The organism is Streptomyces mexicanus (assembly GCF_902506575.1).
In the GTDB taxonomy this organism is placed as follows: Bacteria; Actinomycetota; Actinomycetes; order Streptomycetales; family Streptomycetaceae; genus Streptomyces; species Streptomyces mexicanus.
The window spans coordinates 4,650,428-4,665,812 of sequence record NZ_LR732544.1 but is presented as its reverse complement, the minus strand read 5'-3'; the positions used below and the strand labels follow the sequence as shown (position 1 = coordinate 4,665,812).

The 15,385-nt window shown below is 72.2% G+C and carries 13 protein-coding genes; 9 read left to right on the top strand and 4 right to left on the bottom strand.

From position 1 onward, the window contains the following. Positions 1 to 64: 64 nt before the first annotated feature. Together xseA and GV126_RS20990 are read left to right on the top strand one after the other, a co-directional pair. The gene (gene xseA, locus GV126_RS20995; RefSeq protein ID WP_159669105.1) at positions 65 to 1,273 is read left to right on the top strand and encodes an exodeoxyribonuclease VII large subunit; all 1,209 of its coding nucleotides are present in this window, start codon (positions 65 to 67) and stop codon (positions 1,271 to 1,273) included. A 10-nt stretch (positions 1,274 to 1,283) separates the two neighbouring features. After that, on the top strand, positions 1,284 to 1,520 hold the full coding sequence (locus GV126_RS20990; protein ID WP_159669102.1) for an exodeoxyribonuclease VII small subunit: 237 nt from the start codon (positions 1,284 to 1,286) through the stop codon (positions 1,518 to 1,520). A 107-nt stretch (positions 1,521 to 1,627) separates the two neighbouring features. Here the strand turns inward: GV126_RS20990 and GV126_RS20985 are convergent, their stop codons facing one another. Continuing rightward, positions 1,628 to 2,158, bottom strand: a complete 531-nt coding sequence (locus tag GV126_RS20985) for a DUF4245 domain-containing protein (RefSeq protein WP_159669099.1) — start codon at positions 2,156 to 2,158, stop codon at positions 1,628 to 1,630. A 127-nt stretch (positions 2,159 to 2,285) separates the two neighbouring features. On the opposite strand from GV126_RS20985, the gene glpX reads away from it, so the two are divergent. Then, entirely contained in the window at positions 2,286 to 3,320 is a 1,035-nt protein-coding gene (gene glpX, locus GV126_RS20980) for a class II fructose-bisphosphatase (RefSeq protein WP_028420502.1), read from the top strand. A gap of 75 nt (positions 3,321 to 3,395) precedes the next feature. On the opposite strand, the gene GV126_RS20975 is transcribed toward glpX, so the two are convergent. After that, the gene (locus tag GV126_RS20975; protein WP_159669096.1) at positions 3,396 to 3,773 is read right to left on the bottom strand and encodes a WhiB family transcriptional regulator; all 378 of its coding nucleotides are present in this window, start codon (positions 3,771 to 3,773) and stop codon (positions 3,396 to 3,398) included. 171 nt (positions 3,774 to 3,944) lie between these two features. Continuing rightward, positions 3,945 to 4,652, bottom strand: coding sequence for a DUF1707 SHOCT-like domain-containing protein (locus GV126_RS20970; RefSeq protein ID WP_159669093.1), 708 nt, complete (start codon positions 4,650 to 4,652; stop codon positions 3,945 to 3,947). A 364-nt stretch (positions 4,653 to 5,016) separates the two neighbouring features. Here GV126_RS20970 and GV126_RS20965 point away from each other — a divergent pair, with 364 nt between their 5' ends. The 4 genes from GV126_RS20965 (at position 5,017) to GV126_RS20950 (ending at position 11,398) form a co-directional block, all read left to right on the top strand. Further along, positions 5,017 to 6,687 carry a fumarate hydratase gene (locus tag GV126_RS20965; protein WP_159669090.1) on the top strand — a complete coding sequence of 557 codons (1,671 nt, stop codon included), beginning with the start codon at positions 5,017 to 5,019 and terminating at the stop codon, positions 6,685 to 6,687. Between the two features lie 122 nt (positions 6,688 to 6,809). Continuing rightward, positions 6,810 to 8,213, top strand: a complete 1,404-nt coding sequence (locus GV126_RS20960; RefSeq protein ID WP_159669087.1) for a class II fumarate hydratase — start codon at positions 6,810 to 6,812, stop codon at positions 8,211 to 8,213. 58 nt (positions 8,214 to 8,271) lie between these two features. After that, on the top strand, positions 8,272 to 8,964 hold the full coding sequence (gene fomD, locus GV126_RS20955; RefSeq protein WP_159669084.1) for a cytidylyl-2-hydroxypropylphosphonate hydrolase: 693 nt from the start codon (positions 8,272 to 8,274) through the stop codon (positions 8,962 to 8,964). Positions 8,965 to 9,211: 247 nt separating this feature from the next. After that, positions 9,212 to 11,398 carry an ATP-binding SpoIIE family protein phosphatase gene (locus GV126_RS20950; RefSeq protein ID WP_201299859.1) on the top strand — a complete coding sequence of 729 codons (2,187 nt, stop codon included), beginning with the start codon at positions 9,212 to 9,214 and terminating at the stop codon, positions 11,396 to 11,398. A 111-nt stretch (positions 11,399 to 11,509) separates the two neighbouring features. Here GV126_RS20950 and GV126_RS20945 read toward each other — a convergent pair whose 3' ends face one another. Beyond that, a complete protein-coding gene (locus GV126_RS20945; protein WP_159669078.1) occupies positions 11,510 to 13,888 on the bottom strand; it encodes a transglycosylase domain-containing protein in 2,379 nt (792 codons plus the stop codon). A gap of 261 nt (positions 13,889 to 14,149) precedes the next feature. Between GV126_RS20945 and GV126_RS20940 the strand changes: the two genes are divergently transcribed. Together GV126_RS20940 and GV126_RS20935 are read left to right on the top strand one after the other, a co-directional pair. Then, on the top strand, positions 14,150 to 15,094 hold the full coding sequence (locus GV126_RS20940) for an SPFH domain-containing protein (RefSeq protein WP_159669075.1): 945 nt from the start codon (positions 14,150 to 14,152) through the stop codon (positions 15,092 to 15,094). Further along, the coding region (locus tag GV126_RS20935) for a type II toxin-antitoxin system antitoxin (protein WP_159669072.1) at positions 15,091 to 15,385 on the top strand (295 nt) is incomplete at its 3' end. The genes GV126_RS20940 and GV126_RS20935, both read left to right, overlap by 4 nt.

Below are 15,385 nucleotides of genomic sequence, written 5' to 3'. Positions count from 1 at the left end.
GAGCGCGGGCGCCCGCCCCGCGCGAGCCCCCGCGTTGTCAGCGGTGGCGGCTACGCTCGCGGGCATGGCTGTCTCCACATCCCCCGAGGCTCCGCTGCCCGTCGGGGAGGTCTCGCGGCTCATCGGCGGCTGGATCGACCGGCTCGGCGCGGTGTGGGTCGAGGGCCAGATCACGCAGTTGTCGCGCAGGCCCGGCGCGGGCGTGGTGTTCCTGACGCTGCGCGACCCGTCGTACAACATCTCCGTCGGCGTGACCTGCTACCGCGAGGTGTTCGACGCCGTCGCGGAGGTGGTCGGCGAGGGCGCGCGCGTCGTCGTGCACGCCAAGCCCGAGTGGTACGCCCCGCGCGGGCAGCTGTCGCTGCGCGCGGCCGAGATCCGGCCGGTCGGGGTCGGGGAGCTGCTGGCGCGCCTGGAGCAGCTGAAGAAGGCGCTGGCCGCCGAGGGCCTGTTCGCGCCCGCGCGCAAGAAGCCGCTGCCCTTCCTGCCGCAGCTGATCGGCCTGGTGTGCGGGCGGGCCTCCGCCGCCGAGCGCGACGTGCTGGAGAACGCCCGGCACCGCTGGCCCGCCGTCCGCTTCGAGGTGCGCAACGTCGCCGTGCAGGGCGTGCACGCGGTCCCGCAGGTGGTGCAGGCCGTCAAGGAACTCGACGCGCTCGACGACGTGGACGTGATCATCGTGGCGCGCGGCGGCGGCAGCGTGGAGGACCTGCTGCCGTTCTCCGACGAGCAACTGGTCCGCGCGGTGGCCGCCTGCCGTACGCCGGTCGTCTCCGCGATCGGGCACGAGCCGGACACCCCGCTGCTGGACTACGTCGCCGACCTGCGCGCCTCCACGCCCACCGACGCCGCCAAGAAGGTCGTGCCGGACGTCGGCGAGGAGGCCGAGCGGGTGCGGCAGCTGCGGGACCGGGCGCGGCGGTGCGTGCGGGCGCTCGTCGAGCGGGAGGAGCGGGGGCTGGCGCACGCGCTGGCCCGGCCGTGCATGGAGGACCCGCACCGCATGATCGACGAGCGGGCGGACCACGTGGCCTCGCTGCTGGACCGGAGCCGGCGCACCCTGCGGCACCTGCTGGACCGGGCGGACTCCGAGCTGGCGCACACACACGCGCGCGTGGTGGCCCTCTCCCCCGCCGCGACCCTCAGGCGCGGCTACGCGGTGCTGCAGAAGGCCGACGGCCACGTGGTGCGCGACCCGGCGGAGGTGGCTGCGGACGAGCCCCTGCGGGCGCGGGTCGCCGAGGGCGAGTTCACCGTACGAGTCGACACATAGGGTTGGGCGGATGACGAGCAACACATCACCGGCGGACGAGACGCTCGGGTACGAGCAGGCCCGGGACGAGCTGATCGAGGTCGTCCGGCGCCTGGAGGCGGGCGGGACGAGCCTGGAGGAGTCCCTCGCGCTGTGGGAGCGCGGCGAGGAGCTGGCCAAGGTCTGCCGGCGGTGGCTGGAGGGGGCGCGCGCCCGGCTGGACGCGGCGCTGGCCGAGGAGGCGGCCGAGGACGAGGGGGGCGAGTAGCACGCGGGGAGCCGGCAACCCGGCTCCCCGGCTTCCTCAGGGCTGCCTCACGACTTCTCGGAGCGCCTCAGGGCTTCTCCAGCCGGCTCAGGACTTCCCCGGCCGCCTCAGGACTTCTTCAGCTCCAGCGCCTGCGCCATCTTCGCCAGCTGGTCGAAGGAGGCCGTGCCCGCCACCACCGTCGTGGAGCCCTTGGCGCCGTCCCAGACGAGGGCGTCGTAGCGGCCCCCGGTGTAGCGGGTCCAGGTGCGGCCGTCGATCTGCTGGGTCACCTTGGTGGCGTGGGCGCCCTGGCTCGCGTCGGCGATGAAGTCGTCGCGCTTCTGCGTGGACTGCTCGACGGCGACGTACTGACCCTCCGGATCCAGGAAACCCAGGTGCCAGCGGTCGTCCTGGTCGGCCTGGTAGCGGACGGAGGTGGCCTTCCAGGTGTCGGGCAGGCCCTCGGGCGCGGCCACCGCGTACGGGGCGGCGCGGCGCGCCGTGAGGAGTTCGACGCGGTAGTCCACCCGCTTGATGTCGGGAGCGTGATCGTCGTGCGGGACGAAGAGGTACACGACCGCCGCCGCGAGGACGATCACGGCCAGCGAGAGGATGATGCTGCTGACCGACTTCTGCTTGCCGTTCGAACTTGCCACGCCCTCTATCGTCGCAGGTGCCCGAACCGCTCATCCGTGGGGTCCCCTGCTCATTTTGTCTGCCCGGCGATAGAGTCGGGACCAAGACCCTCATCCGGCCGTCGTCGTATCAGAAAGGTGCGCTCCGATGACCGAGCACCATCACTTGCCGTCCGAACTGGAAGTCCCCGAAGAGGCTCCCGACCGCAACATCGCCCTGGAACTCGTCCGGGTGACCGAGGCGGCGGCGATGGCCGCGGGCCGCTGGGTCGGGCGCGGGGACAAGAACGGCGCCGACGGCGCCGCGGTCCGTGCCATGCGGACCCTCGTGTCGACCGTGTCCATGAACGGCGTCGTCGTGATCGGCGAGGGCGAGAAGGACGAGGCCCCGATGCTCTTCAACGGGGAGCGCGTGGGCGACGGCACCGGGCCGGAGGTCGACATCGCCGTCGACCCGATCGACGGCACCACGCTGACCGCGAAGGGCATGCCGAACGCGATCGCCGTCCTCGCGGCCGCCGAGCGCGGCGCGATGTTCGACCCGTCCGCCGTGTTCTACATGGACAAGCTGGTCACCGGCCCGGACGCGGCCGACTTCGTGGACATCGACGCCCCGGTGTCGGTGAACATCAAGCGGGTGGCCAAGGCCAAGCGGGCCACGCCCGAGGACGTCACCGTGGTCATCCTGGACCGGCCGCGCCACGAGGGCGTGATCAAGGAGATCCGGGAGACGGGCGCCCGCATCAAGCTGATCTCCGACGGCGACGTGGCCGGCTCGATCCTGGCGCTGCGCGAGGGCACCGGCGTGGACCTGCTGCTCGGCATCGGCGGCACCCCGGAGGGCATCATCTCGGCGTGCGCCGTCAAGTGCCTGGGCGGCACGATCCAGGGCAAGCTGTGGCCCAAGGACGACGAGGAGCGGCAGCGCGCGATCGACGCCGGGCACGACCTGGACCGGGTGCTGACCACCGACGACCTGGTGTCCGGCGAGAACGTCTTCTTCGTCGCCACCGGCATCACCGACGGCGAGCTGCTGCGCGGCGTGCGCTACCGCTCGGAGACGGCGACGACCGACTCGATCGTCATGCGCTCCAAGTCGGGCACGGTCCGCCGGATCGACTCCGAGCACCGGCTGAGCAAGCTGCGGGCGTACAGCGCGATCGACTTCGACCGCGCGAAGTAGCGCCCGGTGCCTGCCTGACAGGCCCGCGGCGGATGCGGCGTCCCCGGTGCGGCGGGGGCGCCGCATCCGGCTGTCTCAGCCTGCTATGCGGCCCGCGGCCGTCGCTCGCGCGGTCTTCTTCAGCTCCAGCTCCCGCCGGCGCCGCCGGGCCAGGACGACGCGGCGCTCGGCGGCGGTCAGGCCGCCCCAGACGCCGTAGGGCTCCGGTTGCAGCAGCGCGTGCTCGCGGCACTCGACCATCACCGGGCAGCGCGCGCAGACCCGCTTGGCCGCCTCCTCGCGCGAGAGCCGTGCGGCCGTGGGTTCCTTGGACGGTGCGAAGAACAGGCCGGCCTCGTCGCGCCGGCACACCGCCTCGGTGTGCCAGGGCGCGTCCTGGTCCCTGTTGCGCTCGGGCACCCGCTGGGCCGGAACGGCAGCTACCTGCAGGGACGAATGCGGCGTGTGCAGCACGGTCTTCTCCTGACGACGGCTTCGCGAGCGAGAGACGATGCGACAAGGCCTACCCGCTGTGCGCGCGCCTATGCACTGAGTTCCGGACCGTGCGGTTGGTCAGGGGCCGAAGCCCCGGAGCACCAGGGGACGCACGGGGCGATCGCCTTGCGGGCGCTCACCCCCGCTCCCTCACAGGTGCTTGCGCAGCTTCCTGTCGACCTTGCGCTGCACGCGGTCGAGGATGTCCGCGACGAGTTTGCCCCGCTTGGGCCGCGCCTCCACGTTGCCGAGGACGGCCCAGCCGTCGACGTAGACGACGGGCGCGTCGGGGTCGGCCGAGTCCGCGGTCTCGACCTCGAAGTTGCCGAGGACACCGCCGCCGGTGCCGCGCAGCGTCACGTTCTCCGGGACCCGGATCTGCACGTCGCCGAAGACCGAGACGGCCTTGATCACCACCTGCTGGTACTCGAAGATCGCCTCGCTGAGGTCGATCTCGACGCTGCCGAACACCGAGTACGCGTGCACCCGCTGCCCGGCGCGCCAGCGACCCCTGCGGCCGGCCGCGCTGAACACCGCCACCACGGTGTCCTCGGCCTGGACGGGCCCGGCCTGCGGGCGCGGCGGCACCGAGGCGTACGCCGGGCCCGGGCGGCCCTGGTGCGCGGCGGGCAGGTCCCGGATGAAGACCTCCAGCTCGCCGACCGTCTTGGCGTTCAGCACCCCCTCGACGCGCTCGGCGTGCTCCTCTGCGGTCAGGCGGCCCTCGGCCAGGGCGTCGCGCAGGATGTCGGCGATGCGGTCGCGGTCGGCGTCCGAGGCGCGCAGCTCGGCGACACGGGCGGGCGCCGACGCGGGCGCTGCGGCCCCGCGCGGTTCGGTCTGCTTGTGAAGGTCCACCCCGGCAGCGTACCGAAACGCGATAGATCGCGGCTACCCCCTGGGCGGGACAACTGGACCGTCCGGGCGGGACGACCGGACCCGCCCAGGCGGGACGACCGCACCCGTCCGGGCGGGACGACCGGGCCCGTCCGAGCCGGACGACCGCACCCGTCCGAGCCGGACGACCGCACCCGTCCGAGCCGGACGACCGGACCCGTCCGGGCCGGACAGCCGGATCCCCCTGGGCGGGGGCACCCCGGACCCGCCCCCGCGGCACGACTGAGCCGGACCTCACAGGTCCGCTGTCGGCGGCAGGTTCTACGCTGGTCGGTGCCCGCCAACGGAGGCGGGCCGCCGTCCGTAGAGTGAGGAATGGGCTGAGATGCCTGAGTTCGCGTACACCGATCTGCTCCCCCAGGGTGAGGACACCACCCCGTACCGGCTGGTGACGTCCGAGGGCGTCTCCACCGTCGAGGGACCCGACGGACGTACGTTCCTCAAGGTCGAGCCCGAGGCGCTGCGCAAGCTGGCCGAGGAGGCCATCCACGACATCCAGCACTATCTGCGCCCGGCCCACCTCGCGCAGCTGCGCCGCATCATCGACGACCCCGAGGCCAGCGCCAACGACAAGTTCGTCGCCCTGGACCTGCTGAAGAACGCCAACATCGCGGCGGCCGGCGTGCTGCCGATGTGCCAGGACACCGGCACGGCGATCGTCATGGGCAAGCGCGGGCAGAACGTCCTGACCGAGGGCGAGGACGAGAAGCACCTCTCGCACGGCATCTACGACGCCTACACCAAGCTGAACCTGCGCTACTCGCAGATGGCCCCGCTGACCATGTGGGAGGAGAAGAACACCGGCTCCAACCTCCCCGCCCAGATCGAGCTGTACGCCACCGACGGCGGCGCCTACAAGTTCCTGTTCATGGCCAAGGGCGGCGGCAGCGCCAACAAGTCCTTCCTGTACCAGGAGACCAAGGCGGTCCTGAACGAGACCTCCATGATGAAGTTCCTGGAGGAGAAGATCCGGTCGCTGGGCACGGCCGCCTGCCCGCCGTACCACCTGGCCATCGTCGTCGGCGGCACCTCCGCGGAGTTCGCGCTGAAGACCGCCAAGTACGCCTCCGCGCACTACCTGGACAACATGCCGACCGAGGGCTCCCCGCTCGGCCACGGCTTCCGGGACAAGGAGCTGGAGGAGAAGGTCTTCGAGCTGACCCAGAAGATCGGCATCGGCGCGCAGTTCGGCGGCAAGTACTTCTGCCACGACGTGCGCGTGGTGCGTCTGCCGCGGCACGGCGCGTCCTGCCCGGTGGCCATCGCCGTCTCCTGCTCGGCCGACCGCCAGGCGCTGGCGAAGATCACGCCCGAGGGCGTCTTCCTGGAGCAGCTGGAGACCGACCCGGCCCGGTTCCTGCCGGACACCACCGACGAGCACCTCGAAGAGTCCGGTGACGTCGTCAAGATCGACCTGAACCAGCCGATGGAGACGATCCTCGCGGAGCTGACGAAGTACCCGGTCAAGACCCGCCTGTCGCTGACCGGCCCGCTGGTCGTCGCCCGTGACATCGCGCACGCGAAGATCAAGGAGCGGCTGGACGCGGGCGAGGAGATGCCGCAGTACCTCAAGGACCACCCGGTGTACTACGCGGGCCCGGCCAAGACGCCCGAGGGCTACGCCTCCGGCTCCTTCGGCCCGACCACGGCCGGCCGGATGGACTCCTACGTGGAGCAGTTCCAGGCGGCGGGCGGCTCCAAGGTGATGCTGGCCAAGGGCAACCGCTCCAAGCAGGTCACCGACGCGTGCGCCCGGCACGGCGGCTTCTACCTCGGCTCCATCGGCGGCCCGGCCGCCCGCCTCGCCCAGGACTGCATCAAGAAGGTCGAGGTCCTGGAGTACGAGGAGCTGGGCATGGAGGCCGTCTGGAAGATCGAGGTGGAGGACTTCCCGGCGTTCATCGTCGTCGACGACAAGGGCAACGACTTCTTCCAGGACCCGGCGCCGCAGCCGACGTTCACGTCCATCCCGGTCCGCGGCCCCGGGCTCGCCTGATCCGGACGCACGGCCCCGGGCTCGCCCGATCCGGACGGACGGCCCCGGGGCCGGTGACGGTCCGCCTCCACGGGGAACAGTGGTCGCGTCGTGGACGCTGTGACACGTGGAGGTGATCGTCGATGACCGACGAACAGGACCGGACCGAGTACCGCACCGAGCACGACTCCATGGGCGAGGTGCGGGTCCCCGCGCACGCCAAGTGGCGGGCGCAGACCCAGCGTGCCGTGGAGAACTTCCCCGTCTCCGGGCAGCGCATCGAGCGCGCGCACATCGAGGCGCTGGCGCGGATCAAGGGGGCGGCGGCCAAGGTCAACGCCGAGCTGGGCGTCCTGGACGAGGACATCGCCGCGGCGATCCAGGAGGCCGCCGCCGAGGTCGCCGAGGGCAAGTGGGACGAGCACTTCCCCGTGGACGTGTTCCAGACGGGTTCCGGCACCTCGTCCAACATGAACACCAACGAGGTCATCGCCACCCTCGCAAGCGAGCGGCTGGGCCGCGACGTGCACCCCAACGACCACGTCAACGCCTCCCAGTCCTCCAACGACGTCTTCCCCTCCTCTATCCACATCGCGGCCACCGCCGCCGTCATCCGCGACCTGATCCCGGCCCTGGAGCACCTGGCCTCCGCGCTGACCCGCAAGGCGGAGGAGTTCGCGGACGTCGTGAAGTCCGGGCGCACGCACCTGATGGACGCCACGCCCGTGACGCTCGGCCAGGAGTTCGGCGGGTACGCCGCCCAGGTGCGCTACGGCGTCGAGCGGCTGGCGGCGTCCCTGCCGCGCCTGGCCGAGCTGCCGCTGGGCGGCACCGCCGTCGGCACCGGGATCAACACCCCGCCCGGGTTCTCCGCGGCGGTCATCGAGGAGGTGGCCCGCACCACCGGGCTGCCGCTGACCGAGGCCCGTGACCACTTCGAGGCGCAGGGCGCGCGCGACGGGATCGTGGAGACCAGCGGGCAGCTGCGCACCATCGCCGTGAGCCTGACGAAGATCGCCAACGATCTGCGCTGGATGTCCTCCGGGCCGCGCACCGGGCTCGCCGAGATCTCTCTGCCCGACCTGCAGCCGGGCTCCTCGATCATGCCGGGCAAGGTCAACCCGGTCATCCCCGAGGCCGTGCTCATGGTCTGCGCCCAGGTCATCGGCAACGACGCCACCGTCACCACGGCGGGCGCGGCGGGCAACTTCGAGCTGAACGTCATGCTGCCGGTCATCGCCAAGAACGTGCTGGAGTCGATCCGGCTGCTCGCGAACGTCTCGCGGCTGCTGGCCGACCGGACCGTCGACGGCATCACCGCCCACCGCGAGCGGGCCCGCGAGTACGCCGAGTCCTCGCCGTCCGTCGTCACCCCGCTCAACCGCTACATCGGCTACGAGGAGGCCGCCAAGGTCTCCAAGAAGGCCCTCGCCGAACGCAAGACGATCCGTCAGGTCGTCCTGGAGAGCGGGTACGTCGAGCGCGGCGACCTGACCGCCGAGCAGTTGGACGAGGCCCTGGACGTGCTGCGCATGACCCGCCCCTGACGGCCCGTGCGTGACGCTCGCCGCAGCGACGGATGGGGAGGCCACCTAAGATCTGTCCATGGCAGAGGACGGAGCGACCCAAGGCGTGCGGACGGGCGGTGCGACGGCCCATTGGGCCCCCGGGAGCCAGATCCTGTGGCGGTACCGGGAGAACGGCGGCCCGCGCTTCCACATCGTGCGGCCCGTGACCGTCGTACGCGACGACGCCGAGGTGCTGGCCGTGTGGATGGCGCCCGGCACCGAGTGCGTCAGGCCGGTGCTCGCCGACGGCACGCCCGTGCACGCCGAACCCCTCGCCTCGCGCTACACCAAGCCGCGGACCGTGCAGCGCGACCGCTGGTTCGGCACGGGCGTGCTGAAGCTGGCCCGGCCCGGCGAGCCGTGGTCGGTGTGGCTGTTCTGGGAGCCGGGCTGGCGGTTCAAGAACTGGTACGTGAACCTGGAGGAGCCGCTGACCCGGTGGGCGGGCGGCGTGGACTCCGAGGACCACTTCCTGGACATCACCGTGCAGCCGGACCGCAGTTGGCACTGGCGGGACGAGGACGAGTTCGCGCAGGCCCAGCGGGACGGGCTGATCGACGCCGGCCTGGCCGAGCGGGTGCGGGCGGCGGGCCGCTCCGCGGTGGAGGTGATCCGCGCCTGGGGGCCGCCGTTCTCCGAGGACTGGCAGCACTGGCGCCCCGATCCGGCCTGGACGGTACCGTCACTGCCGCAGGACTGGGACCGCATGCCCGTGCGGATGTCCTCATGAGACCCTTGATGCGCCCCCGGGCAGGAAACGTAGGATCGTCCTCCGCAAGGGCGCAGGGAGGCACGGGACAGGGCAACTCCCGAAGCACGCAGCCAGTCTGACCGAACGTCACCGAGGGGCGGCAGGACGTGAGCGAGGGGTACGAGGGCACCAGGGCCGGTGCCGGACATCCGTTCCCGGGGCACGTATTCCGGGTATCGGGTCTTCGGCGGGACCATCTGCGCGCCCGGCGCGCAGCCCCGGACGGATGGATGCGACAGGCGTGACGGAGCAGCCGACCTCGTTCGAACGCACCCAGTCGGGCGCCGATCCCACGGACGCCCGTGGGTCGCTCCTGGGTACCCCCGAGCCCGCGCAGGCATTACCGCTGCAGCCGCGCCCGGCCGACCCCTCCCCGTGCGCGCCGGCGGCGCCGGGCGCGCAGGGCGAGCCGCCGTGCCCCGCGGGCCGGGCGGCGGCCGAGCACGCCCAGCCCGCGGCGGCCGAGCCCGACCCGCACCGCCCGCGTCCCGTGCCGGAGGGCATCCCTGCGCAGCCGGACGCGGCCTCCCGCGTCGCCGCCGGCCCCACCGAGGCGCCCGGCGTGCCCGGCGCGCAGGACCGTCGCGTCCCCGGCGCATCCGGTGCGCCCGGCACGTCCGAGCCCGGTGTGCCGGAGCGCCGCGACGCCGACGGCCAGGAGCGCCGCAGCGGCCGCGGCCTGCCGGCGGGCCGTCCGCTGCCGATGCGGCGGCACGGGGACCGGCTGCGGTTCGTGGGCGCCGCGACCCGGCGCATCGCCCGCGGCATGGACCTGGACGAGATCGTCCTCGGGCTGTGCCGGGCGACCGTGCCGACCTTCTCCGACGCCATCCTGGTCTACCTGCGCGAGCCGCTGCCGGTGGGCGACGAACGCCCCGTGGGCCCGCTGGTGCTGCGGCTGCGCCGCACCGACCGGATCCCGGCGGAGCGCGACCCGGAGATCGGGTTCACGCCCGCGCCGGCGCCCGAGCAGCCCGCCGAGCTGTCCCAGGTCACCAACGAACTGTGCGAGGTGGAGCCCGGCAGCGCGCTCGGCGAGGTGCTGCGCGGGGTGCGGCCGGTGTTCACCGACGCCCCGCACGCGCGGTCCGCGCTGGGCGAACTCCTCGGCCCGGACTCGGGCCTGACCGTGCCCGACGGGCAGCGCACCATCCTGGCCCCGCTGCGCGGCCGGCGCCGCGTCATCGGCGCCGCGCTGTTCCTGCGCCTGCCCGAGCGCCCGGCCTTCGAGCCCGACGACCTGCTGGTCGCCGCCCAGCTCGCCACCCACAGCGCGCTCGGCATCGACAAGGCGGTGCTGTACGGGCGCGAGGCGTACATCGCGGACGAGCTGCAGCGCACCATGCTGCCCGAGACCCTGCCGCGCCCCACGGGCGTGCGGCTGGCCTCCCGCTACCTGCCCGCCGCGGAGACCGCCCGCGTGGGCGGCGACTGGTACGACGCGATCCCGCTGCCCGGCAGCCGGGTCGCGCTGGTGGTCGGCGACGTGATGGGCCACTCCATGACCTCCGCGGCGATCATGGGCCAGCTGCGCACCACCGCGCAGACCCTCGCCGGGCTCGACCTGCCGCCGCAGGAGGTACTGCACCACCTGGACGAGCAGGCGCAGCGCCTGGGCACCGACCGCATGGCGACCTGCCTGTACGCCGTCTACGACCCGGTCTCGCACCGCATCACCATCGCCAATGCCGGCCATCCGCCGCCGCTGCTGCTGCACGTGGGCGGCCGGGCGGAGGTGCTGCGGGTGCCGGCGGGCGCGCCGATCGGCGTGGGCGGTGTCGATTTCGAGGCCGTGGAGCTGGAGGCGCCTGCCGGTGCCACGCTGCTGCTGTACACCGACGGCCTGGTCGAGTCGCGGCTGCGGGACGTGTGGACCGGCATCGAGCAGCTGCGCGAGAAGCTCCAGGCGACGGCCCGGCTGACCGGCCCGGACCATCCGCCGCCGCTGGAGGCGCTGTGCGACGAGGTGCTGGACATGCTCGGTCCGGGCGACCGGGACGACGACATCGCGCTGCTCGCGGCCCGCTTCGACGGGATCGCGCCCAGCGACGTGGCGTACTGGGTCCTGGAGCCGGAGGTCTCCGCGCCCGGCCGGGCCCGCCGCCTGGCCCGGCGCGCGCTGGACCGCTGGGGTCTGGAGGACCTCAGCGACTCGGTGGAGCTGCTGGTGAGCGAAGTCGTCACCAACGCCGTGCGGTACGCCTCGCGCCCGGTGACGCTGCGGCTGCTGCGCACGGACGTGCTGCGCTGCGAGGTCGGCGACGACGTGCCCCAGCTGCCCCGGCTGCGCCAGGCCCGCGCCACGGACGAGGGCGGGCGCGGCCTGTACCTGGTGAACCGGCTGGCCCGCCGCTGGGGCGCGACCCGGCTGAGCACCGGCAAGGTGGTGTGGTTCGAGCTGAACCGGAACTGAGCCGGTTTCCGGTCCGCGGGACGTTCTGCTCACAAGGCGTTCGGCACACAGAGGAGGGGGCGCCCGGCGAAAGCCGGGCGCCCCCTCCTCTTGGTCCAGCACGCGCGGCGCCTACCGGTTCGGCTGCCTGCCGTCCAGCTGGCCCTCGTCGTCCGGGAGCAGCGGACCGCCGTCCGCGCCGTCCGTGGGCGGCCGGGAGGACGAGGACGGCGGGGTGCTGCTCGGCGTCTGCGACGGCGTCTGGCTCGGGGACTCGGACGGCGACTGGGACGGCGACTGGCTCGGCGACCGGGACGTCGTCGGCGGGGTGCTGCTCGGCGTCTGCGACGGCGTCTGGCTCGGGGACTGGGTGGCCGAGGGCGTCCAGGACGGCTGGACGGCCGCGCCCTGCGTGGTGTCCAGGTCGAACTTGCTGGTGCCGTCCATCACCCCGAAGGTGTACTGCGCCCAGATCTGCGCCGGATAGCCGCCGCCGTTGATGCGCCCGGTGCCCGGGATCAGACCCGTGGCCCCGGTCAGCGAGGTGTGCGCGTGGGTCTTGGCGTCCTCGCCGAACAGGCCCACCGAGGTCACCAGCTTCGGCGTGTAGCCGGTGAACCAGGCCGACTTGTCCTCGTCGGAGGTACCGGTCTTGCCCGCGACCTGCTGGCCGTCGCGCATCGGGTTGTCCCGCACCGAGGTGCGGGCCGTACCGTCGTCGACCACGCCCGTCAGCACCGAGGTGACCGTGTCGGCGGCCTGGCGGCTGATGACCTGGTCACCGACCGGATCGTCGATCTTCGCCGTGCGGGTCTTGTTCTGGGCGGACTTCAGGATGGACGGGGTGACCTTCTTGCCGTGGTTGTCCAAGGTGGCGTAGATCCCGGCCATCTCCAGGGGGCTGGCGCCCATGGAGCCGAGCGTCTGCGCCGGCACCGGCTGCATGCCCTCGGTGTCCATGCCGAGCTTGCCGGCGACGTCCATCACCTTCTGCATGCCCACGTCCACGCCCATCTGCGCGAAGACGGAGTTGACGGACTTGTTCATCGCCGTCTGCACGGTGATGTTGCCGTAGGAGACGTCGTCCTCGTTGGGCGGGCCGAAGCCGACCTTGGTGCCGTGGTCCACGACCTGCCGGCCACTGGTGCCGTCGTAGATCGTGTTCGCGTTGATCGGCTGCCCGTCCTGCGTGGTGGCGCCCTCGTCCAGGGCGGCGGCCAGGATCACCGGCTTGAAGGTGGAGGCCGGCTGGTAGTCCTTGCGGGTGGCGTTGTTGTAGTAGTGCTTGAAGTAGTCCTCGCCGCCGTACAGGGCGACGATGCCGCCCGTCTTCGGGTCGACGGAGACCGCGCCGGCCTGGACGTCGGCGTCGACCTTGCGCTCCTTGGGGTCCAGCTTGCTGGTGAGCTGCCGCTTGACCGCGCTCTCCAGGGCGGCCTGCTTCTTCTTGTCGATGTTGAGGGTGATGGTCCAGCCCCGGCCGACGACCTCGGCCTCCGCCTGGGACTGGGAGATGCCCTCCTGCTTCATCAGCTGCGCTTCGAGCTGCTTGTCGGCCAGGTCGATCAGGTAGCCCTTCTGGCCCTCCAGGCCGGGCGCGCCTTGCGGGTCCTTGGGCACCGGGAACGTCATGGTCTGCCGCTTGCCGGCGTCCAGCCAGTGCTGCTTGACCATGTTGTTCAGCACGTAGTTCCAGCGCTGCTTGACCAGCGTCTTGCCGGTGTCGCTGGCCACCGCCCAGTCGTACTGGCTGGGCGCCTGCAGCAGCGCGGCGAGGTAGGCGCCCTGCTCGACCGTCAGGTCCTTGGCGTCGACGCGGTAGTAGGCCTGCGCGGCGGCCTGGATGCCGTAGGCGCCGCGGCCGTAGTAGCTGGTGTTGATGTAGCCGGCCAGGATGTCGTCCTTGGACATCTTCTGGTCGACCTTCAGGGAGATGACCAGCTCCTTCAGCTTGCGCGTAACGGTCTGGTCCTGGTTCAGGTAGTAGTTCTTGACGTACTGCTGGGTGATCGTCGAACCGCCCTGGGTGCCCTTGCCGGTCAGCGTGTTGAGCAGACCGCGCGCGGTGCCTTTCAGGTCGATGCCGGAGTCGTGGTAGAAGGTCTTGTTCTCCGCGGCGACGAAGCAGTGCTGGACCTCTTTGGGCACCTGGTCCAGGGACACGCTCTCGCGGTTGACCTTGCCGGAGCGGGCCAGGATCGAGCCGTCGCTGTACTTGTAGACGTTGCTCTCCTGCTGCGCGACGGCGTTGCCCTTGGGCACCCCGACCATCATGTACAGCACGATGAAGGTGCCTATGCCCAGCAGGCACACTCCGAAGAACGCGCCCAGCAGCTTCTTCCAGGTGAACAGCCGGCGTATGCCGCTCTTGCGGGGCCTGCCGCCCCGCGCGGCCCGCCGTGCCGCGGCCCGCCCCCCGGCGACGCCCGCCGCCGGTGTCGCGGACGAGCGCCGCGGCGCCGCGCGGCGGCCACCGCGCTGCCGCGCTCGTCTGTCTTCCGCTCGTCCCATGCGTCCGTCCGTCCCGCTTCCGTCTCGGCTGTCACTCACGTAGCCCAGGTCAGCTCAGAAAGCTAACACCGCCCTCTGTGACAAAGGGCCCGCGATCCGGGCTTTTACGGACGTGACAATCAGCACCCGTCCCAACGGAACCGACGTACGGAGGGGGTTGAGGGTTGCCGCGACCGGAAAAAGTGATATCACTTAGCTAGGTGCTCGCCGGGCACCGCACACGAGACCGACCGGCACGAGCCGAGAAACGGGGGGACCTCCATGTCCACGCACACCACCTCACGCGCCCTCGACGCGCCCGAGGTGCCCGACATGCCCGCACCCCGGGTCCGGGAGTTCCCGGCCCACAGCGTGGGCGGCGGGCTGGCGCTGCTGGGCGGGCTGCTGGGCCTGCTGATCGGCGTCGCGCTGGTCGCCACCGGCGCGACCCTCACCGCCGCCGGTGCCAAGGCCGCGCTGATCGTGGTCGGCGTCCTGCTGGGCATCGCCGCGCTGCTCGCGATGAGCGGACTGAACATGGTCGCGCCGGGCGAGGCGCGCGTCGTCCAGCTCTTCGGGCGCTACCGGGGCACGATCCGCGAGGACGGCCTGCGCTGGGTGAACCCCTTCACCTCCCGGGAGAAGATCTCCACCCGGGTGCGCAACCACGAGACGGCCGTGCTGAAGGTGAACGACGCCTACGGCAACCCGATCGAACTGGCCGCGGTCGTCGTCTGGAAGGTCCAGGACACCGCCCAGGCCACCTTCGAGGTGGACAACTACCTGGAGTTCGTCGCCACCCAGACCGAGGCCGCCGTCCGCCACATCGCCATCGAGTACCCCTACGACGCCCACGACGAGACCGGGCTGTCGCTGCGCGGCAACGCCGAGGAGATCACCGAGAAGCTCGCCGCCGAGCTGCACGCGCGCGTGGAGGCGGCCGGTGTGCGGATCATCGAGTCCCGCTTCACGCATCTCGCGTACGCTCCCGAGATCGCCTCCGCGATGCTCCAGCGCCAGCAGGCCGGCGCGGTCGTCGCGGCCCGGCGGGAGATCGTGGACGGCGCGGTCGGCATGGTCGAGGCGGCCCTCGCCCGGATCGCCGAGCGCGACATCGTGGAACTCGACGAGGAACGGAAGGCGGCGATGGTGTCCAACCTGATGGTGGTGCTGTGCGGCGACCGGGCGCCCCAGCCGGTCCTGAACACCGGAACGCTCTACCAGTGAGCGAGGAGGCACCCGCCCCCCGGCGCCGGCCGCAGCAGCGCAAGCAGGTCCTGCTGCGGCTGGACCCGTCGGTGTACGAGGCCCTGGCCCGCTGGGCCTCGGACGAACTGCGCTCGGCGAACGCGCAGATCGAGTTCCTGCTGCGCCGCGCCCTGGCCCCCCTGTGGGAGGGGAGCGGCAGGCTGTTCGCCCCCGCCTCGGCCGCGCCCCGGGGCGGACCCGCCGGCCTCGTCGTCGTCATCGTCGCCGTACTCGCCGTACTGGGCGCCCTGTGGTGGCGCCTGGGCAGTC